At 29.0% G+C, this 22,832-nt stretch carries 20 protein-coding genes, 1 tRNA gene and 1 rRNA gene; 5 read left to right on the plus strand and 17 right to left on the minus strand.

What is annotated here, in order from left to right; translation table 11 throughout:
• Nucleotides 1-17: 17 nt before the first annotated feature.
• The 3 genes from ACRDBA_RS01970 to ACRDBA_RS01980 form a co-directional block, all read right to left on the minus strand.
• Complete coding sequence (locus tag ACRDBA_RS01970) at nt 18-530, minus strand: Gx transporter family protein (RefSeq protein ID WP_438571259.1); 513 nt, start codon at nt 528-530, stop codon at nt 18-20.
• Nucleotides 531-541: 11 nt separating this feature from the next.
• On the minus strand, nt 542-922 hold the full coding sequence (locus ACRDBA_RS01975; protein WP_438571260.1) for a NusG domain II-containing protein: 381 nt from the start codon (nt 920-922) through the stop codon (nt 542-544).
• 121 nt (nt 923-1,043) lie between these two features.
• Nucleotides 1,044-2,918: an FAD-dependent oxidoreductase gene (locus ACRDBA_RS01980; RefSeq protein ID WP_438571261.1), complete on the minus strand. Its 1,875-nt coding sequence runs from the start codon at nt 2,916-2,918 to the stop codon at nt 1,044-1,046.
• A 332-nt stretch (nt 2,919-3,250) separates the two neighbouring features.
• Between ACRDBA_RS01980 and ACRDBA_RS01985 the strand changes: the two genes are divergently transcribed.
• Entirely contained in the window at nt 3,251-3,667 is a 417-nt protein-coding gene (locus ACRDBA_RS01985; protein WP_438571262.1) for an FMN-binding protein, read from the plus strand.
• A 105-nt stretch (nt 3,668-3,772) separates the two neighbouring features.
• Nucleotides 3,773-4,822: an FAD:protein FMN transferase gene (locus ACRDBA_RS01990; protein ID WP_438571263.1), complete on the plus strand. Its 1,050-nt coding sequence runs from the start codon at nt 3,773-3,775 to the stop codon at nt 4,820-4,822.
• 132 nt (nt 4,823-4,954) lie between these two features.
• On the opposite strand, the gene eutH is transcribed toward ACRDBA_RS01990, so the two are convergent.
• From eutH to tsaD, 4 genes are all read right to left on the minus strand, one after another.
• Nucleotides 4,955-6,040, minus strand: a complete 1,086-nt coding sequence (gene eutH, locus ACRDBA_RS01995; protein WP_438571264.1) for an ethanolamine utilization protein EutH — start codon at nt 6,038-6,040, stop codon at nt 4,955-4,957.
• Nucleotides 6,041-6,136: 96 nt separating this feature from the next.
• Nucleotides 6,137-7,369 carry a S1C family serine protease gene (locus ACRDBA_RS02000; protein ID WP_438571265.1) on the minus strand — a complete coding sequence of 411 codons (1,233 nt, stop codon included), beginning with the start codon at nt 7,367-7,369 and terminating at the stop codon, nt 6,137-6,139.
• Nucleotides 7,370-7,589: 220 nt separating this feature from the next.
• Nucleotides 7,590-8,606 carry an alpha/beta fold hydrolase gene (locus ACRDBA_RS02005; RefSeq protein ID WP_438571266.1) on the minus strand — a complete coding sequence of 339 codons (1,017 nt, stop codon included), beginning with the start codon at nt 8,604-8,606 and terminating at the stop codon, nt 7,590-7,592.
• 27 nt (nt 8,607-8,633) lie between these two features.
• Entirely contained in the window at nt 8,634-9,644 is a 1,011-nt protein-coding gene (gene tsaD / locus ACRDBA_RS02010) for a tRNA (adenosine(37)-N6)-threonylcarbamoyltransferase complex transferase subunit TsaD (protein ID WP_438571267.1), read from the minus strand.
• A 238-nt stretch (nt 9,645-9,882) separates the two neighbouring features.
• Between tsaD and ACRDBA_RS02015 the strand changes: the two genes are divergently transcribed.
• The gene (locus tag ACRDBA_RS02015; RefSeq protein WP_438571268.1) at nt 9,883-10,500 is read left to right on the plus strand and encodes a RusA family crossover junction endodeoxyribonuclease; all 618 of its coding nucleotides are present in this window, start codon (nt 9,883-9,885) and stop codon (nt 10,498-10,500) included.
• A gap of 14 nt (nt 10,501-10,514) precedes the next feature.
• On the plus strand, nt 10,515-11,084 hold the full coding sequence (locus tag ACRDBA_RS02020; RefSeq protein WP_438571269.1) for a GDSL-type esterase/lipase family protein: 570 nt from the start codon (nt 10,515-10,517) through the stop codon (nt 11,082-11,084).
• 46 nt (nt 11,085-11,130) lie between these two features.
• On the opposite strand, the gene ACRDBA_RS02025 is transcribed toward ACRDBA_RS02020, so the two are convergent.
• Nucleotides 11,131-12,024, minus strand: a complete 894-nt coding sequence (locus ACRDBA_RS02025) for a hypothetical protein (RefSeq protein WP_438571270.1) — start codon at nt 12,022-12,024, stop codon at nt 11,131-11,133.
• Nucleotides 12,025-12,103: 79 nt separating this feature from the next.
• Nucleotides 12,104-13,054 carry an NAD(P)/FAD-dependent oxidoreductase gene (locus ACRDBA_RS02030; RefSeq protein WP_438571271.1) on the minus strand — a complete coding sequence of 317 codons (951 nt, stop codon included), beginning with the start codon at nt 13,052-13,054 and terminating at the stop codon, nt 12,104-12,106.
• Between the two features lie 206 nt (nt 13,055-13,260).
• On the opposite strand from ACRDBA_RS02030, the gene ACRDBA_RS02035 reads away from it, so the two are divergent.
• A complete protein-coding gene (locus ACRDBA_RS02035) occupies nt 13,261-15,120 on the plus strand; it encodes an LTA synthase family protein (protein WP_438571272.1) in 1,860 nt (619 codons plus the stop codon).
• Nucleotides 15,121-15,143: 23 nt separating this feature from the next.
• Here ACRDBA_RS02035 and ACRDBA_RS02040 read toward each other — a convergent pair whose 3' ends face one another.
• The 8 genes from ACRDBA_RS02040 to ACRDBA_RS02075 form a co-directional block, all read right to left on the minus strand.
• Nucleotides 15,144-16,487, minus strand: a complete 1,344-nt coding sequence (locus tag ACRDBA_RS02040; RefSeq protein ID WP_438571273.1) for a TldD/PmbA family protein — start codon at nt 16,485-16,487, stop codon at nt 15,144-15,146.
• Nucleotides 16,488-16,497: 10 nt separating this feature from the next.
• The gene (locus tag ACRDBA_RS02045; RefSeq protein ID WP_438571274.1) at nt 16,498-17,877 is read right to left on the minus strand and encodes a TldD/PmbA family protein; all 1,380 of its coding nucleotides are present in this window, start codon (nt 17,875-17,877) and stop codon (nt 16,498-16,500) included.
• A 10-nt stretch (nt 17,878-17,887) separates the two neighbouring features.
• The gene (locus tag ACRDBA_RS02050) at nt 17,888-19,375 is read right to left on the minus strand and encodes a hypothetical protein (protein WP_438571275.1); all 1,488 of its coding nucleotides are present in this window, start codon (nt 19,373-19,375) and stop codon (nt 17,888-17,890) included.
• A gap of 1 nt (nt 19,376) precedes the next feature.
• Nucleotides 19,377-20,783 carry an ATP-binding protein gene (locus ACRDBA_RS02055; RefSeq protein WP_438571276.1) on the minus strand — a complete coding sequence of 469 codons (1,407 nt, stop codon included), beginning with the start codon at nt 20,781-20,783 and terminating at the stop codon, nt 19,377-19,379.
• Nucleotides 20,771-21,454, minus strand: a complete 684-nt coding sequence (locus tag ACRDBA_RS02060; RefSeq protein ID WP_438571277.1) for a response regulator transcription factor — start codon at nt 21,452-21,454, stop codon at nt 20,771-20,773. The genes ACRDBA_RS02055 and ACRDBA_RS02060 overlap by 13 nt, the downstream gene beginning before the upstream one ends.
• Nucleotides 21,455-21,546: 92 nt before the next feature.
• A complete protein-coding gene (locus ACRDBA_RS02065; RefSeq protein WP_438571278.1) occupies nt 21,547-22,428 on the minus strand; it encodes a polysaccharide deacetylase family protein in 882 nt (293 codons plus the stop codon).
• A gap of 181 nt (nt 22,429-22,609) precedes the next feature.
• Nucleotides 22,610-22,684 (minus strand) — tRNA-Asn (locus ACRDBA_RS02070).
• Between the two features lie 50 nt (nt 22,685-22,734).
• Nucleotides 22,735-22,832, minus strand: a 23S ribosomal RNA gene (locus ACRDBA_RS02075); the annotation flags it as partial.

Raw genomic sequence — 22,832 nt, forward strand, 5'->3', positions numbered from 1 at the left:
TTACTCACCTTCTTTTTTTATCTAAACATAGGCAGTTTAGATAAATGGTTTACTATATAATTAGCTGAAATTCCAATAAATATCCCTGTCACTATACCAACTGTTGATAATACGGGTAAATACAACATTATTCCTATATTATTTACTAATATTGATGCTACGATAAGTTGACCAACATTATGGAATATTGCTCCTGCAGCACTTACTCCAATTATACTTACCTTATCTTTAAAAGTTTCCTTTACTAATACCATAAAGCAGAAACTTAGTATTCCACCTACTGTACTATACATAAATGATGATAAATTACCACCAAACATAGTTCCTAAGGTTAACCTTAAAAATAATACTAAAAAAGCATCTTTTTTATTTTCTAGTGTATATAAAGCTATAACTGTAATTAAATTTGCTAGTCCTAATTTAGCTCCCGGTGTAACAAAAGGAACTGGAATCATTCTTTCAAAAATATGTAACACTAATGCTTGTGCCACTAATAATCCTATATATACAATTTTATTAGTCTTCTTCATATCTTAGCTCCTTAGTGAGATATAATTATATCTTCTTCAGTATTTCCCTTGATTTGAATCATAAGTCTATTTGGCAAACATACTAAGCTTTCACCAGGCTTGTGTATAAATCCCGGTTTCATACAAACCTTATCTGGACAATCTGCCTCTACTATAGATATTTTATCATCACTAACTTTAATAATATTAACACCTGTCTTACTCTTAACTTCTATTATCTCTTCACCTTTATGTTCTGATAAAGGTATATTCTTGTATAATTCTCCTGCAATTGTTACTTCTGCATAAGTATTATCATAACCTTTTCCCAAAATCATTACTAAGATTACTTCTGGCAAAAATGAAATGATCATAAGGACTACAATTATTATAATATCCCATTTTTTAAACATCTTAGTACCTCATTTCTATTATTTAAATTATACTATATTTAGTTTATCCGTGAAAAACCAAATAAATGCATTAAAGTTTTATAAGGTAGAGCAATGCTCTACCTCATATATACTATTATAATTATTTAGTTTTGTATATTGGTTGTTTTTTACCATGCCAGAAATTATCGGCTAACTTAGTTATCCAAGGCATTAAGTAATAATCTAAACCAAATGTTCTACCAGCACCACCCATTAAAGCGATTGATCCAAAGAAGAACCATAATATTTCCCAACCAGCCATAGCACATAATATGAAGTTAACTACCATACCAGCTGAAACACCACTACAAATGAATGTGAATAAACCAACTATTAAGCATAATCCCATTCCAATTTCCATTAAAACAACTATTCTTTGGAACCAAACAGCTACTTCTGGATTTGGCATCATTATTTGCATAATTGAAGCATACCAACCTGGAACTTCTTTAATAATAGGAGTAGCAAATTCTGCTGCTGCTTCTCCCGCTGCTGAAGCACCTGTTGTAGCATCATGTAACCATTCAAATGGCATATTTATATTTCCATCTTTAACCCAGCTATCAGCACCAATCTTAATTCTATCGAAGAATTGACTAACACTATTAGCATCCCACATTGATTTCCATGTAGATTCACCAAGTAATTTTTTTATACCTTCAACTAGCCATAAACATCCTATATAAACTCTTAAAGGAACTAACCATAATCTATTAGCTTTTGATGATAAATGACCTCTCATTATTGATCTTCTATCTTCCATATCAAAGAATTCATGTCTTAAGTAGCTATATATAGCATGTACATCATTTACTTCATATAAGTAATGAATGTTAACTAAATGCTTCATAACCATTGCTAAGAATCCTGATAATTTTAATCCCATTAAGTTAGCAACACAGTATCTTCCACCTATTGAAACCATAAATCCATGATAAGCTCCCTTGAACTTTTTCATTTCTTTATTTTCTATTGAAGCAACAATGTTCTTAACAACAGTATCTGCAGTTTGAACAGCAGCTTCAACTATTTGTGGAGTTCCTTTTCCTTCTTCTTCTTCGAAATAAGCCATATCTCCAACTACGAATACATCTTTCTTTCCTACAGCTTGCATATATTCATTTGCTTGTAATCTTCCTGCTCTAGCTGTTTCTAATCCATATTCTTTAGCTTCTTGATTCCCTTGTATTCCACAAGTCCAAATTAAAGTTTTTGTATTTATTTCTTCTCCACCCTTAAGAACTATCTTATTTGGAGTAACTTCTGTTATTGGAGAATTCTTTAATATTTCCATACCCTTTTTAAGCATGTACTTTTCAGCCTTATCAGCTTGTTTTCTATCTAACATATTTAAGATAGTTCCCATAGCTTCAACAACTTTTAAGCTTACTTCGCTTTCATCAACATTATATTCTCTAGCTAATCTTGACTTCCACTCTAAAAGCTCTCCAGCCATTTCTATTCCAGTAAATCCTGAACCTGCTACTACAAAAGTAAGCATTTCTTTTCTTTTAGCTGCATTTCTTTCTAAAGAAGCTTTAGCAAACATATCTTGTATATGCTTTCTTATTCTCATAGCATCTTCAAATGACCATAAAGTAAATCCATTTTCCTTAACGCCTGGCACACCGAAGAATGCTGGCTCACTACCTGTACCTACTACTAGATAGTCATATGAGTATTCACCTAATGTAGTCTTAACTTTTTTATTGTCAGTATCTACATTTTCTATTAAATCTGTAACTACATTTACTTTTGATTTTCCAAATATTTTACATAATTCTACTTGAACTGATTCTGGGTGAACTCTTCCCCCAGCAACTTCATGTAATTCTGTCATTAATGTATGATATGGATGCTTATCAATTAAAGTAATTTCCACATCACTGTTTTTCTTGTATTTCTTAGCTAGCTTTTTAGCAGTACGTACGCCACCATAACCAGCACCAAGAATAAGTATCTTATTAGTTGACATTCTAAACCTCATCCTTTCATTTCTTAAAATAATTCTAAAATAGCATAATTAATTGTATATATTTATTACATTAATGTCCATACACCAAAACTTGTTTTTTGTAGAATTTTTAACAAATTTTTAATGAAATTTTACTATTTTAAAAACATAATATGATTGCTTAATCGTTGGTATAACTATTCTAGCGTTTATTGTCATTTTTTTAACATTATTAGTATTACTTATACTGCATAAGTAATTTATATATCTGTTGTTAAAAAGATTGTGTATAATTATATTGCTGATATATTTATTCGGCAATATTTTTTAGTTAATTTAAGGGGGATTTTATTATGAAATCAAGAAGAATTTTAAGTTTAGTTGCAGTTGCAGTATTAGCTACTACAGTATTTGTAGGTTGTGGAAATAAAGAAGCAGGATTAAAAGATGGTTCTTACAGCAAAGAAGGCGCTGTAGATGAAAAAGGAAACAAAGCTAGCATAGAAATCGAAGTTAAAGATGGAAAAATAGCTACAGTTAAATATGACGAAGTTAACGCTGAAACTGGTGTTTCTAAGTTAGACAACGAAAGCTACAACACAAAAATGAAAGAAGTTTCAGGAAGTAACCCAATCGAAGCTTTCCCAGCTTTAGAAGCTTCATTAGTTGAAACTCAAGACGTTGAAGCTGTTGATACAGTAACTGGTGCTACTAGCACAACTGAAAGCTTTAAAGCTTTAGCTACTGAAGCATTAGCAGGCGCTCAATAATTATATTAAACAATAAGGCTTTAGGATTTATTTCCTAAAGTCTTTTTATTATTTATATTAATATTAGTTATACTAATACTAATAATTATTTTAGGAGGAAGTGCTATGTTTAAAAATTCACATAAACGTATAACAACTTTAGGATTGTTAATATTTTTTCTTTCTTTTATTACAGGTTGTTCAAAAAATAACGAACCTACATCCCCTATAAGTAAAAGCGAAGTTTTAATGGGAACTGTAGTTAAGGTCACCTTATATGATACAGATGATACATCTATATTAGATGCAGCTTTTGAAAGAGTAAAGGAACTTGAAAACATCTTGAGTATAAACACTACAGGAACTTTAATAGACAAGGTTAATGAGTCTGCTGGTATATCCCCAGTTAAAGTAGATGAAGATACTTTTTCTATTATAAAAAAAGGACTTGAATACTCAAATATATCAAATGGACTTTTTGATATAACTATAGGTCCATTAGTTAAGCTTTGGAGTATTGGTTTGCCTGAAGCTAAGGTTCCAACTATTGATGAGATATCTAATACATTGCCTCTGATAAATTACAAGGATGTTGTTTTAGATGAACAAGATAAAACAGTTTTCTTAAAAAATCCAGGTATGATGATTGATTTAGGCGGTATTGCTAAAGGCTATACAGCAGATGAGCTCTCTAAGCTTTTATATGATAAAGGTGTTGAAAGTGCAATAATTGACCTAGGTGGAAATATATTTACTCACGGAAAGAAAATTAGTGGTGATGAATGGAGAGTAGGAATTCAAAACCCATTTTCTGATAGAGGTGACATAATCGGAAGTATTTTATTAAGCAACAAATCTGTTGTAACTTCTGGAGTATATGAAAGATACCTAGAACAAGATGGGGTAAAATATCACCACATTCTTAGTCCAGTAACAGGATATCCTTATGAAAATGACCTAGCAGGAATAACTATAGTAAGTGATACTTCTATTGATGGGGATGCATTGTCTACATCTGTTTTTGCTATGGGACTTACTGAAGGATTTAAGTTTATTGAAAGCATGGATGGGATAGAAGCAATTTTTATAACAAAAGAAAATCAAATATATATAACTCCTGGTTTAGAAAGTATATTTAAACTTACTAACGAAGATTTTAAATTATCTAACTTTTAATAACTAATACATTCTATTTGATTAAATATTTAAATTACATATTTATAATTTAAGCCAGAAGAAAATTAAATTCTTCTGGCTTATTTATATCATAATTTTATACATTAACATTTAAAATTACTTATATAATTATTATGATAATTTTATATCCTTATTATCTCTTGTAACTATAAGTGATAATATTATTGCTAATATTCCACAAAATAATTTTACAAAAATGTATATAAGAACGACCTCTCTTGCTTCAGTTGCAACATATCCTAGTTGTCCTCCTAACACATATGCTCCAGCTACTGAAAAAGCTGAACAAACTACCTTCCCCCTATCATCTAATTCTTCAAACGTTGAAAAAACTACTATAGCAGATGCTAAACTGCCAATTAAAGCTGCAATAGATGTAGAATTTATTCCTATTTTATCCTTGATTTTATCTAAGTAATTTGCTAATACCTTTTTAACTATCTCTAACATTACATATGCTCCACCTAAAAATATAGAAATCTTTCCAACTATGCTTAAGGCCTCTTCTAAGGGCATTAATCTATTACTAATAACTATTCCAGTTATTGATGTAAATCCTTGTATTCCTAATCCAATTAAACTTATAATAACAATTACATTTCCTATGTATGTAAATCCTTTAACTACTTTATCTGGACACAATGTCAATCCTATTGCTATAAATATAGCTAGTATTATTATTGGCAGTAAATTCATAAAAACTAATTTTGCTGATAATCCTAATAATAATCCCCCAACAAATAGTCCTACTGGAATAGTTACTATTCCGCATAAAATTCCCTTACATAATAGCTTATGATATTTTTTATCTACTACTCCTAATGCTAATGGTAGTGTAAAGCTTATTGTACAACCTAATATTGATGCTATTAATACTCCTGAAAAATAAACTAATCCAGAACTACTAGCTGTTCCCTCTGCTATTTTATATGCTCCCATATCAATTGCTATAAAGCTAGATGATATAATAGATGAATCAATACCTATTTTATTAGTTATTGGAACTATATATTTTACTATTAAATCTGATAAAATTGGAGTTATTGACAATATACCTACCATAGATAAGGCTAATGATCCTATATTTTTAATTCCATCTTCAAAATATGTGCCTAATTTTAATTTATTTCCCAGGATATAATCGAATATTCCAATAACAAAGAATGCCCCAACAATATATAACACTATTTTCTCCATAATTCCCCCAATTAATATTTTATTTCCCTTAAAATTCTAACAAATTTTTATATAATAAAAAAGCCTTTATTTCTAAAGACTTTTCTATTACATATTTTATTGTTCTGCTTCTAATATAAGATCCACATTTATCTTCTCTTTATTTCTTTCAATTTCAAGCTTTATTAAATCGCCCTCTTGCTTTTGATTTTTTATTTCTTTTAACTCATCAAAGGTCTTTATTCTCTTTCCATCAGCTTTAGTAATTATGTCTCCACCCTTTACTCCTGATTTTTCTGCTGGTGAAAATGGTGATACTTCTACTACATATAAGCCTTCTGACATATCATATTGCTTTGCTAACTCTTCATCTACTTCTCTAATAGACACACCTAAGTTTAATATAGGTTTAGATAAAGATTCTATTCTTCCTTTTACTTCATTAATAGGAATTGCAAATCCTATTCCCTCCGCTTCTCCTGACATCTTTAATGTATTTATTCCAATTACTTCACCCTTTGTATTAACTAATGGTCCTCCACTATTTCCTGGGTTTATAGCCGTATCTGTTTGAATTAAGTTTAACGTTACTCCATTGCTAGTTTCTACATTTCTATTTATTCCACTAACTAATCCACCTGTAAGTGTTTGAGAAAAATCTTTTGAAAGTGGTGTTCCTATAGCTATAACTTGCTCTCCTGGCCTTAAAGCATCAGAATCACCTAACTCTACTACTGCTGGAACCTTTACTGTCTCATCTGTTATTTTTAACATAGCTATATCTTGTGCTTGATCATAGTTTATTATCTTAGCTTTTACTTCTTCCTTACTACTTAATGTTACTGTAACCTCTTGTGCTCCTTCTACTACATGGTAGTTAGTTAATATATATCCCTCTTCATTAATTATAAATCCTGAACCAATTCCTTCAACTTCCTTTGGTATAAATCCTCCGTAATTTACAGTTCCCTTTGCTGATACTATAACAACAGCTGGAGCTACCTTTTCAAAAGCTTGTGTTGGAGTTAATGCCGCATTTTCATCTCCTGCAAAGGTTGCTGGATTTGGTGTTATATTGTTTTGCGTACTACTATTTTTCATTGCAAAATATGTAGCTCCACCACCTACTGCACCTCCTAAAATTCCAACAATAAGAGCTAATGCTATAGTCTTTGACATTCCATTTCTATTACCTTTATTCTTTTTTTCAACAGCTAACTCTTCATCCCCATTAGCTTTGTCTTCAATAATATTTTCTTTTACGATAACATCTTTTTTTACTTCAATCACTTTATTTTCATTTACTTCTTCAAAGTTTTCAACATCTTGTATATTTTTATCATCATTCATAATATCTCAATCCTCCGCGAACTTTATTTGTTAAATATAATATACCCTGTTTTTGTGACAATTATATGACACAACATTTAACGATAAGTTCAAAATATTCTACTTAAATTTTTCCACAAGAAAAAGCTACCTAAATTAGGTAGCTCTTATAAACTATTGTAAAAAAATATAATCATGTATCAGTTAGTTGTTACTAATTCACTGTATTTTTACCTCTATCTTAATTTCCTTTTCTCTTTTCAATATCATTAGCTTGCTTTACAACAGTTCTTATTCCTGTTATTATTGCATCTTTTTCAGTTAGTGAAATAAAATCTCCTTGCTTGCTAGTCTTATAGATCTTTGTTAATTCTTGATCTCCTAGCCCTTCTAAGGATTCTTGTCCATCTTTCTCTATTAAATAATATGGAATTCCTGATAACATACCATTTACCTGATCATTTATACTTCCATCTCTTAATACTTTTAGTTCATTATACACTGCACTTGTATAATTACTCTTAGTTCTATGTACTTTAAATTCCTCTGTAGCATTTTCATTTAAGTTATCTTCAAAATCTCCTATTTCAGCATCTAAATCCAACTTGTCCAACAATGTTGTTAATCCAATAGATGCCCCAATTTTCTCTATTTTTCTTCTTAATAACTCTATTCTATTTTCACTTTTATATTCTTCAGTTTTAATGTTGCTCGCAATAATTGGATCAATTAAAACAACTCCTGATACTATATCTTTAAATTGTTCAGCAAAGCTTGTTAAAACTAAACTTCCATATTCTTCTCCAACTAATATGTATGGTCCTGATATCCCTGCTTTTCTAAGTAATATCTTTAAATCCTTGGCTTGCTGATCAGGAGTTCTAACAGATCCTCCATCACTAAATCCATAACCTCTTCTATTATATACGAATGTAGTTATATCATCATATTCATTAATTAATTCATCACAAATTTCACTCCATTGATTTAGGTTTCCACCTATATTTCCATCAAATATAACTGTATATTTTCCTTCACCCTTAACTATATAATCTAGCCTTTTGTCATCAACTCTTGTATAATCAACTCTTGCCTTAAGAGTTTCTTTTGCAATAAAATTACTTACTCTTTGATAAAGAAATCCTATAAGTAGCAATATGCCTAAAAATATCAATATTCTTTTAGCTATGTCCTTATTACTTAACTTCTTTCTCATATTTACTTTATATACGCCATTAGAATGTGGTAAAAGCTTCATCTTATTCCCATTCCCCCTATTTACTAACTATAACTTTAAATTAGGCTTTGCATTTAAGTCTAAAGAACTTGTTTTTCCGTTTATTAAATTGAAATAAGCTGCACTTCCTATCATTGCTGCATTATCTGTACATAATATAGGTGATGGGAATAGTACTTCTATTCCTTTCTTCTTAGCTTCATTAATTAATACATTTCTTAACGCTGAATTTGATGCAACCCCGCCTGCTATTGCAATTTTATTAATGTTTTTCTTTGCACAAGTTTTTAGTACATTTTCCTTTAACACATCAATTACAGCCTTTTGGAATGAGGCTGCTACATCTGCATTATTTATTTCAACATTTTGCATTTTACATTTATTTAAATAATTTAATACAGCTGACTTTACCCCACTAAATGAAAAATCTAAAGTATCATCATGGAAGTTTGCCTTAGGGAATTTAATTGCATTTTCATTTCCTTCTTTAGATAACTTATCTATCTTAGGCCCACCTGGGTACCCAAGTCCTAATGCTCTCGCAACCTTATCATAGGCTTCTCCTGCTGCATCATCTCTTGTTTGACCTATTACTTCATATTCTCCATAACCCTTTACATGTACTATAAAGGTATGACCTCCTGATACTACTAATGATACAAAAGGTGGCTTTAAATCTTTGTGTTCTATGTAATTTGCACAAATATGTCCTTCTATATGATTTACTCCTACTAAAGGTTTCTTTGTAGAAAAAGCTAATCCTTTAGCATATTGTAATCCAACTAATACAGCTCCAACTAATCCTGGACCATATGTAACTCCTATTGCATCGATGTCATCTAATGTTACTTGAGCTTTTTCTAAAGCCTTCATTACTACACCATTTATTACTTCAATATGCATTCTTGATGCTACTTCTGGAACAACTCCCCCATACTTTTCATGAGTATCTATTTGTGATGCAATAATATTTGAAAGAACGTGTCTTCCATCTTTTATAACTGCTGCTGATGTTTCATCGCAGCTTGATTCTATAGATAAAATTAATTTTTTTTCCATACATTTATACCTCTACTTCTTAATTAACCTTTATTAACACAAGTATTATACTCTATTCAAATATTATTATCAATTTTTATACCTTGTTAAACATAAATTAGTCCTGTATATTAAAAATAAAGATAATTTTTATATTATCTTTGATTATTATATACCTAAAATTAATTTTATTCATTAATTTTTACTTGAATTAATGGATTATTAAGGTATATTAATAATTTCTTAAGGAGGACACTAAATGAAATCATATGCAAAAGTAATTGTGCTTGGATCACCTATATCAAAATCTAATTTTAAATTACATAATAAAGATGGAAGAGCTATACTTCCTTACAATACAGGAAAATCTCATGATAGATATGCTTTATACGAAGAAGAAATTGCTTATCATGCAAGTGTTCAAAATCCTGGTGTGGTTTTAGAAGAATCTCTTATTGCTATATTAAAGGTTTTTTATAAAAGTGAAAAAAGACATCCAGATACAGCTAATATAACTAAAAGTATTTTTGATGGAATTGAAAAAAGCGGACTAATAGTCAATGATGCTCAAATAAGAAGAATAATCACAGAAGAATTTTATGATAAAGAAAATCCTAGATTTGAATTAGAGTTTTTTGGTGAAAGCGAATTTGAAATTTCTTATGCAGTTGTTCCTAAAAAAGAAAAAAATGAAAAAATACTCTATTCTTCTCTTACTAGGGCTAGAAAAACTTCTACTTCAAAGCCAAAACCTTCTCAAAATAAATCTTCTATATTATGTGAAGTTTGCAATAAATCCCTAAAAGAAAATAATTATATAAAAGCCAATGGAGGAAAAACTCTTATTTGTAGACCTTGTTTTAATAAATTATTTTAGAAAGGATGATTTTAATGAAAAAAACTACTGTATTTATTGGAGATAGCTTGGTTTATGGTTATGGAGTTCATAAAAGTGACAACTGGGTATCTAAGCTTAATTTAAACTCTAATCTTAATATTGTTAATAAAGGTATAAATGGAAATACAACAACCGATATGTTATTTAGATTTAATGATGATGTTTTATCACAAAATCCAAATATGGCTTTCATAATGGGCGGTACTAATGACTTATTATCTAATCGAAGTGTCTCTAGCATAGTAGATAATATTGAGATAATGATTAAAGATTTATTGCGTATAAATTGCACTATATTTTTAGGACTTCCACCAGCTATAATCTCTGAAGATGCTTATAAGCTTTTTTATCCAACAGATACTTATTTATATTGTGAAAAAAACTTACCTATTCTAAGAGAGCAGATTATTAAATTATCAAATAATTATAATTTAAAATATATAGATTTTTATAGCTTAACTTTAGCTAACATAAAAAATAACATATTTTTAGATGGAATTCATTTAAATCCAGAGGGACAGAACTTACTTTATAAAGAAGCCTTTGATATTATATTAAAATAATAAAAGTCTTATGATTATAAATTTTAATCATAAGACTTTCTTATTTTTAATTATTATTAACAAATTCATATTTAGCATTAATAAAATTATTTACTCTATTAGCATAAATTTTCCCTGTATATTCATTATCATCAAGCATTTCTGATAATACTTTAAATCCATTAGCTCCAAACTGCCTATATAAGCCCTCTTCGTTTATAGCTATGCTTTCCATAACTCCTCCAACAGTTCCTCTTTGAGTAACTAAATTATGAAAAACGGTTGTATTTCCATTAGCCTTTGGATACCACTTCTTTTTACTACCGATATAATTATAATAAGATATTAAAATTGCATAATCTTCAAATCCTTGATTGCCCTTTAAAAACCTTAAATCAATTCCACCAACCTCTTTAAGTATTCTTGAATTATGAACTATAGGATGAAAAAATCCCCTTACTATATCATCAACTTTTATTTTACTTAAAAAGTCTATAGCTTCTTCTAGTGTTTTTCCATCTATCTTCATATTATCATTACCACCCATTGTATATCCACCAAAGCCATTTATTATAGCTGGTGCCATACATGGTTCATCTTCATGAGTATCTAAATAGTCAGTAATAGGAAGATACCACTTATTATGTAGTATCATATCCAAATGTAACTCTACTTGATAGGGAATATCAGGGTAGTTTTTCCATACATATTCAAAAACCTCTTGTCTAGCCTTTGGAATACCTACATTTTTCCCCTCTCCAATAATTTCATATCTTATATTAAAATTTTGAATTAATCCATCTAAATCATCATTACTTAGACACCCTTGATTATAGAAAATAAATATTACATCATCATCACCTTCAGCACTATAAAGAACATTACTTATCATCTTAAGATCTAATTTTTTATATTCTTCCTCACTTCTTATAAATGCTGGTATAGAATATGCTATCTTCATACTAACCCCTTACAAAATATTAAACATTATATTATTATTCATAAAAATAGCATTTAATTCATATTTTTTATAAATGATGCTAGTTTTCTATTTTTAAATAATTAGCTGCCATTATCCCAGCCTCTTCTCCATACTTTCCACTTGTCTCTAATCCACTTTCTCCATTAACAACTGTTCCACACGCAAAAATTCCTTCTATTGATGTTTTATAATCTTCTACTTGTAGTTCATCTGCTTGGCTTATCTTAATCTTACTTCCCTTTATAAATTGTGTTTGTGGATGATATCCAACTGTTAAAATAAGAGAATCACAGCTTATTTCTTCAAAACTTTCATCATCATATTTTTGAATACCTACACTTTCTATTCTATCTTTACCTGAAAGCTCTATAATATTAGAGTTTTCAATAATTCTAATATTAAATCCTTCTATTAATTGCTTATCTTCTTTTGCAATAAATCCATTTGTAGAATTATCTATTACTGCCTTAATATTAGCACCTTCGATTACTAATCTCCTTGCTAATAATAATGACCATCTATTCTTCCCAACAATTATTGCTTCCTTTCCTGGTAGATATCCTTGAAAATTTACTAGCTTATGTGCTGAAGCTACTGTAAAAATACCCGTATATTTATGAATAGGTACTATTATATTTCCTGTGTACTTTTCCCTACATCCTGATGCAATAATTATAGCCTTTCCACATATTGATTGTATTCCATCTTGTGGATTAACAAAGGTAATAACTTTTTCATCATTAAGATCTAGAACTTGAGATTCCTTTTTATATTCGCCACCTAAAAGTATATAATCATTTATTAACTTACTTGCAAGCTCTGGTCCTGTAACAGATTCATTTAAATAATATTCTCCAAATCCTCTATGAATAAAAAGATTTAAGTTTCCTCCTAAATCATCATTTCTATCTAATATTAATATTTTTTTTATTCCATTTTTTAAAGCTGTAACACCAGCTGATAATCCAGATGCCCCTCCACCAATAATAATTAAATCATATTGAAGCATAGCTTACCTCCTTAATATATCTAACTAAACATACTTTATTATATCATATAAAATTTTACTTTTATTATACTAAGTAAAAAGTACTATTTATTACAATGTATTCTTTACTTCTCATAAAAATTTACATAATGTTATTTGATTTATAAATTTGCCTATAATATAATTTAAATACTGAAAACTAAAGAATTCCTTATGGAGGTAAATTTATGGACAAACTCTTATCCAAGTTAAGATCTTTCTTAACAACTAAAATAGGATTCGACGGAGTAATTCGATTCTTATTATTTTTGATTCCAGTAATAGGAATTGTTTCAAAGGGTATATTATTTCAAGGATTTGTAAGTAATCAAAATCCTTATGAATTAAATATTAATAATGGATATCTAATATCTAAAAACTATATTGAATATTACTACTCCTTTGTGCTGGCTTTTCTTAGCTTTGCTTTATTATTTAAAGGAAAAGGAAGAGTTATTTACTTATTTGTAATTGATTTGATTTTAACTATTTTAATAGTAGGAGACTTATGTTACTTTAGAGGCTTCTTAACAATGCCTTCTGCCTTATTATTAATGCAAACATCTAATATTGATAACATGGGCTCCACTATATTGTCTATGTTTAGTAAATATGATTTCTTATTTATTTTAGACTTTATAATACTGGGGTTATTTGTATTCTTTACCAAAAGATCTTATTCAAGAACTAAAAGAAGAGCTCCAATTTCATTTATTGTTATATTAGTAAGTTCTTTAATTTACATATTATATGTTCCTTTTAATTTATTTATTTTAGAAGATAACTCAGTTAAAAATGCTCATATTTTTGATAATTATGATCCAACTAACACTGCTAGATATCTATCACCAATAGGATATCACGTATTTGACTTATATAATGTTTATAAGGATTCAAAACCTTATAATCTTACAGATGAGGAGCAACTACAAATAAATAACTTTTTTGAAAAGAAAAATGAAAACTTGCCTAACAACGAATACTTTGGAATGATGGAAGGTAAAAATTTACTTGTTATCCAAGTTGAATCATTAGAAAGCTTTGTTTTAGGAAAAGATGTAAATAATCAACCTATAACTCCTGTTATAGACGAATTAGTAAAGACAGGCTTCTATTTCCCCAATATACACGAACAAGTAAATGAAGGAACTAGTTCTGATGCTGACTTAATGATAAATACATCAATGTTTCCTTTAAGAAGGGGTAGTACCTTCTTTAGATATCCTAATACAACTTATAATTCGCTTCCTTTACTTTTAGAAGAAAAGGGATATGAAACTGCAGCTATTCATCCTGATAAAGGATCATTTTGGAATTATGTTGGTGGATTAACAGGAATAGGTTTCCAAAGTTTTCTTGACTACTATTCCTTTAATATCGATGAACAAATAGGTATGGGATTATCAGATAAAAGCTACTTTATGCAACTAATTCCAATGCTAGAAGACATGAAAAATCCTTTTTATGCTTTTACAGTTACATTAACAAATCATGGTCCTTTTGATTTACCTGATGAGTATAGAACTCTTGGTTTAGATGAAGAGCTTGCAAATAATGAGTTAGGTGGATACTTTGAAAGTGTAAGATATACAGATCAGCAAATAGGTATGTTTTTAGATTTATTAAATAAATCAGGTTTACTTGATAATACAACTATAGTAATTGAGGGAGATCATGCTGGTGTTCATAAGTACTATAATCATAATATTGATGAACTAAGTACAAAAGAAGATTGGTATTTAGATAATGGAGACCATACTGTTCCATTTATCATTTGGTCAAAAGATATAAATTCACCTAAAACCTTTGATACTATTGGTGGACAAATAGATATAATGCCTACTTTATTATATTTAATGGGAGTTCCAAATGAAAAATATAATAATACTACTTTAGGTAGAAATTTATTAAACACTAATAAATCCTTTGCCGTATTAAGCAACCTATCTGTAGTAGGAGATGGATTAACTGAAGAAGAAATAAATATGTATAAAAATATAGTAGAGCTATCAGATAAAATGATTAGATCTAATTATCTTAAAAAATAAAAAGGCGCTTAAAACGCCTTTTTTTATTTTCCTGCTATTGAAAGCTCTTTTATTATTACTGATGGACTTCCTACACTGCTCATAGGGAATTTTAAATCATCACATACTTCTTCTACATCCTTTAATAAATCAAAGAAGTTTCCTGCTACAGTTATTTGTTCAACTGGATATGATTTTTCTCCATTTTCTATTAAGAAACCTTTAGTTGCAAGTGAAAAATCACCTGTTACTGAACTTGCTCCTGAATGTAATCCTGCAAATTCAGTAATTAATAAACCATTACCTATTTCTTTCATTGCCTCATCAATAGTTTTTGTTCCCTTTTCAATATAAAAGTTAGTTGGTGAAACTCCAACTGGTGACGCATAAGAAGCCTTAAATCCATTTCCTGTTGATTTAGTATTTTGCTTGTTAGCAGTTTTTAAATTATGAAGTAACGTTTCTAAAACACCATCTTTAATTAAGTTTGTTTTAAAGGTTGCTACACCTTCATCATCAAAAGATACTGAAGCTAATCCATCTTCTAAGTGAGGGTTATCAACTAATGTCACCTTAGCACTTGCTATTACTTCTCCTTCTTTCCCATTTAAAAGACTTAAGCCCTTTTGAGCTGCATCTCCACTAAATATAGATGCAAAAGTAGATAATAATGAAACCATTGCTTCATTGTTTACTATGCACTTATATTTTCCAGATAGGATTGATTTTCCACCAATTCTTGAAGTAGCTTCCTTTACACCATCTTCAGCTATTTTGGCTGAATTTACATCATTTATTGATTTTGCTACTACATATCCCATCCCATCATACATATTTTCTCCATCCTTTATTATTGGCGCAACATATGCACTTAATAAATTAGATTTATTTTTTAAGTCTAAACCTTTTGAATTTATAATTCCATAAGTAGAATTGCTATATGAAATTCCGCATCCACTAAAGCTATGAACTCTACTATCTAATAAAGTAGATTCCTTTTCCATAGATAATGCTAACTCTATAAGCTTATCAGCTTGTAAATTTTCTAAATCCTTATAATAAGTATTTATATCTTTATACTCACTATCACCTTCATATATAAATATCTCATCATTATTTTCTATAGCTAAAGCACTTTCCTTTGCTTTACTTACTAACATATCTATTGCATCTTTATCTAAAATTTCAGTATATGAATATCCTACTTTATTATTTATTTTTCCTCTAAATGATAATCCATAAGAATTAGTTAAATTATATTTTTCAACTTCTTGCTTAAATACACTTATACTTAGACTTTCTCTATCTAAATAATAAACTTCATATTCACTAAACCCAGCTTTTTTAGCTTCTTTAAAAAGATCATCTACAAAAATATTTAAATTCATATTCCCCCTCCTATCTTCCACCTACTGTAATTTCTTTTACTCTAATCATCGGTTGCCCAACATTTGTAGGAATACTTCCTGATGAAGATCCACACATACCTTGACCATGATCTAGATTATCACCAACCATATCTATATCCATTAATACTTGACTTCCCTTACCAATTAAACTTGCTCCTCTAACTGGTTCTTGAATAACTCCATCTTTTACTATATACCCCTCTGAAACGGCAAAGTTAAATTCTCCCGTAACAGGATTAACTGATCCTCCACCCATTTTCTTTGCATATAATCCATATGAAATAGATTTTATAATATCCTCATTTTTATCTGTTCCTGCAGCTATATAGGTATTTGTCATTCTTGAAGTTGGAGCATATTTATAGCTTTGACGTCTCGAATTACCTGTTGGCTCCATCCCCATTCTTCTTCCATTTAACTTATCTATCATATAAGACTTTAATATTCCATCTTCTATTAATATATTTTTTTTAGTTTTATTTCCTTCATCATCTATATTTAATGAACCCCACGCATTTTTTATAGTTCCATCATCTATAGCAGTTACCTTAGTAGATGCTATTTGCTTTCCTATCATTCCTGTAAATACAGAATTTCCTTTTGCAACTGCTGTAGCCTCTAATGAATGCCCACAAGCTTCGTGGAATATTACTCCTCCAAAGCCATTATCAATTGCAACAGGCATTTTTCCTGCTGGACAATTTTTAGCATGTAACATAGTATGTGCTACTCTTGAAGCTTCCTTTCCATAAAACTCTGGATCTATTTCATTAAACATTTCAAATCCCATATGTCTTCCTGGACCTTCAAATCCAGTTTGATTTTCTCCATTTAATGATGCTACTGAGTTTACCGCTAATCTAGTTCTAACTCTCTTATCCTCTGTATATAATCCTTCAGTATTTGCTATTAATATATTTTGCTCTTTATCAGAATATCCAACTGACACTTGAGTTATTTCATTGTTATATTCCTTTGCTGACTTATATGCAATTTTCATTACTCCAATCTTTTTTTCTATTCCAACATTTGATGGTAAATATATTATTGGATGTATATTAGAATTTAATCTTTCATTTAAAATTATATTGCCTTCACTCTTTAAGTCTCCTAAGGCTAAAGCTGCCTTATGAGCAGTATTTAGTAATGAATCTAATGTATTATTATTTGTGTATGCATAAACGCTTTTAAATCCCTTAAAAATTCTTATTCCTACACCATAGCTTCTACCTGCAACAGAGTTTTCTACCTTTCCATTTAAGATACTTATAGATGTATCTATTGTATCTTCCTCAAATATCTCTGCAAAATCTCCACCTGTAATTAAGCATCTAGCTAATACAGCAGATGCAATTTGTTTTGATAACATAATGCCCCTCCTAATCCATTATTTCTATTCCATCTTTCCAAAAGTACTTTTTCCATATATCTACATAACTTCCACTACACCATTCAGCCATTATAACTTCCTCATTATCATTTAGCTCAATATTAGCTAATGGTGATTCAGCTAATTGTTTATTTTGAATTTCATATATTACTAATGAATCATTAAGAATAGCCAATGCAATTCTTCCTGTTGGTGAAGTATATATATCTTCTATAAATGGAATTCTGCCCTTTGCAACCTTCCATGGTATCATTAATGTATCATAGTTTAATAAAACTTCATTTGGCTTTAATCCTATAGTAAAATCATGCCCACTCTCTTTATTATCAATCGAAGATATTTTTCCTACTAAACTCCATCTACCTTCATTTCTTTCTAATGAAAAATTACTATAATCTATAGATGTACTTAAGCCTATTTTATCCTTATCTGATAAGTTATTCAACGTATTGTTATAATCTAGTCTGTACTTTTCCATATATTCATTTCCATAGATGTTCTCAAATGAAATTCCACTTTCTGAGTTTACATTATCTATAGGTAATAATTGATATATTGGAAATTTATTTTTAAAATCAGTTCCCTTATACTTTTCTATTGCAATATAATTATTAGAAACAAATCTTATATTTTTATATTCATTTTCATGTAATTCACCATATGCTTTTAATTCTGGCTCAGTATCAACTGAAGATAACACTAATTCCTCATGAATAAATCCATTAGATTCAATATTTTCTTTACTTATCTTCCATATTCCATTCATTCTTGGAAAAATTATATCCTTTTTTTCTATTATAGGCTCTAATGCTCCATCCTTAAATGAAATCCATAATGTCCTATATTCCTCATTTGTATATGATCCATCTTCTAATTCTACCCTTGGGGTTTTTAATGCAAGCATTACACCTACATCACTATTATATTCACTTTCTGAATACTCTATAATATCCTTTGGATTATTAAATTCATAATTTTGTATATCTGGAATATCACTTGTTCGTTTAACTGGAATAATTATATTATTGTATATTATATAACCACTATTTTCGTTATTAACTATAAATTCTGCTACTAAATTATTATTATCTATAATCGAAATAATATCTATATTAGTTTTATCTTTAATTACATCATTAACCTTTATTCCTAACTCATAAGATAAAACATAATCTTGGTTTACAACCTTAAGCTTATACTTGGGGTTTATATAAATATTTTCTTTTCCAATAATTATTCCCTCACTAGATATTTCTATTTTTTCTCCAATATAATCTTGTCTAATTTCTTTATCACTAGATTCTATACTACTTTTTATTTCAATAGCGTCACTTATTTCCCAACTACCTTTAATCATAAGTGAATTATTCTCTGGAATTCCAAAAGATGATCCTGATTTATTAATATTAGTGTCTGTACAACCATTAAAAAGGCTTGTTAAAAATATTATTAAAATTAAATGTATCCATCTTTTCATACTAGTTATCACCTTCAACAGGAATACTAATTTCAACCTTTGTTCCTTCCCATAGCGTACTTTCTATATTAAATGACCCTTTATGTAATTTTATTATTTCATCACAAATAGAGAGTCCTATACCATTTTTTGAATTAGAAGTCTTTCCTTTAAAGAATTTCTCTTTAACCTTAGGTAAATCTGAACTTGAAATACCACAACCTGTATCATCTATAATAAACTTTAATATATCATCTAATCTATAAACTATTAATGATACTTTTCCTCCTGATTCTGTAAACTTAAATGAATTATCTAGTATGTTAATTAATACTTGCTTTAATCTATCCTTATCAATATACGCTATTCCTGTATTTTCTATCATAATAACGCTAAATGATAAGTTTTCTCTTTTTGCCCTAGGTTTCATATAATTTTCAATATGCTTAATAAATAATTCTACATTTACTTCTTCTTTTCTTAATGTAAGCTTATCATTTATTAATCTTGAAAAATCTAAAAGTTCTTCTACCATATTAGTTAGCCTATCTGTTTCATTTTCTATTATATCAAAACCTATTTTTAATGTATCCTTATCAGTTTCCTCATTATTTAAAGTTATAGCCCATCCTTTTATAGCTGTGAGTGGTGTTCTTAATTCATGAGATACAGATGAAATAAATTCATTTTTAAGCTGCTCTCTTTTTTCTAGTTCATCTGCCATAAAGTTTAACGTATTTGCAAGCTTATCTACCTCATCATTACTTTCTGTTTTACTTCTTATAGTTAAATTTCCAGCTGCCATCTTTTCTGCTACTTTAGTCAATGAGTTGATGGGCTCTACAATATTATTAGACATTATTATAATTAAAGCTATCGCTATAACAAGCACTATAATTGATATAGTTAAGAAAAATACCATTAAACTACTAATTATGCTATCTACATTCTCAAGTGATACTATAAGCCTTAATACACCTATTGTTGTATCATTAGATATTATTGGTGATGATACAATCATAACTTTTTCAGAGTAGTAATCAACATTACCTACCCATCTACTGGTTTGCCCTTTTAAAGCCTTTTCAATATCTGGAGTATTTAGTATTTTACTATCCTTCACTCCTAATGAATCCATCAAAAGCTTACCTTTGTCATCTAAGATCTCAACTTGAGCGTTATTTCCACTCCAAAAGGCATCTATATTATCATATACAATATTTATTAAAGACTCTTCTGAAAAATATCTATTATAAAAATTTGTAGATACTTGTATTTGGTTTTTAAGCACTTGTTCCGCATTATCATAATAATACTTTTTAACAAATCCAAATAAAAGAATATTTAAGAAAATTAAAATTATCATTATTAATATAAAGAAATTTCTTATTAGCTTTCCCTTTATGCTGTTAAACTTTAATCTCTCCATTTGTATCCTACACCCCAAATAGTTTCAATATATCTTGGCTCAGATGCATTTTCTTCAATTTTAGCTCTTAGCCTTCTTATATTAACATCTATTATTTTAGGGTCTCCAAAATAATTTTTTCCCCACACTAAATCTAATAAGTTATCTCTACTGAATGCTCTATTTGGATTTTCTAAGAATAACTTCATTAATAAATATTCTTTAGGTGTTAAATCTAGTTCTACATTATTTTTAAGTAATGTTTGAGAGTATAAATCTATTACAAATTCTCCTCTTACAATCCTATTACTTTCTCCATCAATTAAATTACAAACTCGTCTTAATAATGCTTTTATTCTAAGTACTACTTCCATTGGATTAAATGGTTTTACTATATAATCATCTGCACCATACTCAAGTCCCATTATCTTATCAAGATCTTGACCTTTTGCCGTTAGCATTATTATTCCAATTGACTTATTTTGCTCTCTTAACTTCCTACAAACTTCAAACCCATCTATTCCAGGTAACATTACATCTAATATAACTACATCTGGCTTTTCTATAATAGCCTTATTTATTCCTTCTTCACCTGTTTCTGCTTCAATAACATCAAAATTATTTCTTTGCAAATTTATCTTTAAAAATCCTCTAATGCTAGCTTCATCTTCAACTAATAATATCTTAGACATCTTCTACCCCTCTTTATTTCTTGTATATTTTAATTATTTACTATTTTCTCTTTATATAACCATATATAAAATAAGAGACGGTTAACCGCCTCTTATTTTAAAGTTCTAAATTCAAACCCTTCTGATTTTAAATAATCAATTGCACCCTGTAAATACTCTACTGTAGTTTGCTTTGCATCTGTATCATGCATTAAAACTATAGCGACATCTTGATCTCCAACAGTTTCCTTTAATCTAGATAATAAATAGTCTACTGGTAAATCCTGACCTTCTGCATCTCCATTTAAAGAGTTCCAATCAGTTTGATATATTCCTGCCTCTAATAAAGCAGAATCTAAAGCAGTTATTCCATCCCAACTTCCGTGACCACCTGGCATTCTTATTACTCTAGTAGTAAAATCCTCACCTAATATACTTTTTAATAATGTCTCATTTTTTTTAATATCATTCATAAAAGCTTCAACATCAATCCATCCATTTGGATATAAAATTTTGTAATTATGTGAATATCCATGACTTGCTATTGAATGTCCCTCTTTTGCCATTCTTTTTAACAACTCTGGAGCTTTAGGATTATTTTCTATAACATTACCTAGAGTGAAGAATGTTGCCTTTACATCATTTAATTTAAGAACATCTAATATTTCTTCTGTTATATATTCTGAAGGCCCATCATCAAAAGTAAGATATGCAACCCTTTTTCCATCTTCCCTATAAAAATCATACTCATACATAGTTTCAGGTAAAACTACAGATGCATCATCTGCATTTGGATCCTCATTTAAAGTTAAATATCCCGAGTTATCTAATTTTTTCTCATTTTCCTCAATAATTGTTTCATCACTAACCGAATCTATAGTTCCTGCATTAACGTTAATATCATTCTTTTTAAATTTACTTGTGCCTATTACTATGGTTATACTACTAACTATTAAAAGTGCCAAAAATGTGACGAATCTTTTTTTATTTTTCATTTTATTACCCTCTCTAAATTTATCTAATGCTTGTCCTTGTTTTAATTATACATTTTTAATTTAACAAAATCATTACATTTTATTAACCAAGCATTACAAAACAGTTACATTTTTGAAATAAAATAAAAAAAGTTTTATAAAAATAGATTATCTCTATTCTTATAAAACTTTTTTTAAAAAATGGCTCCGTGGAGAGGATTCGAACCTCCAACCTATCGGTTAACAGCCGAGTGCTCCACCATTGAGCTACCACGGAATATTTTTCAGAATGTTCTCTGAAAATTGCACATGAATTCTTGTATATTATTGGTCAAGCCCTCGACCTATTAGTATCAGTCAGCTAAATATGTTGCCACACTTACACCTCTGACCTATCAACCTTGTGTTCTTCAAGGGGTCTTACT

This window comes from Clostridium sp., assembly GCF_051654825.1.
Lineage (GTDB): Bacteria > Bacillota > Clostridia > Clostridiales > Clostridiaceae > Clostridium.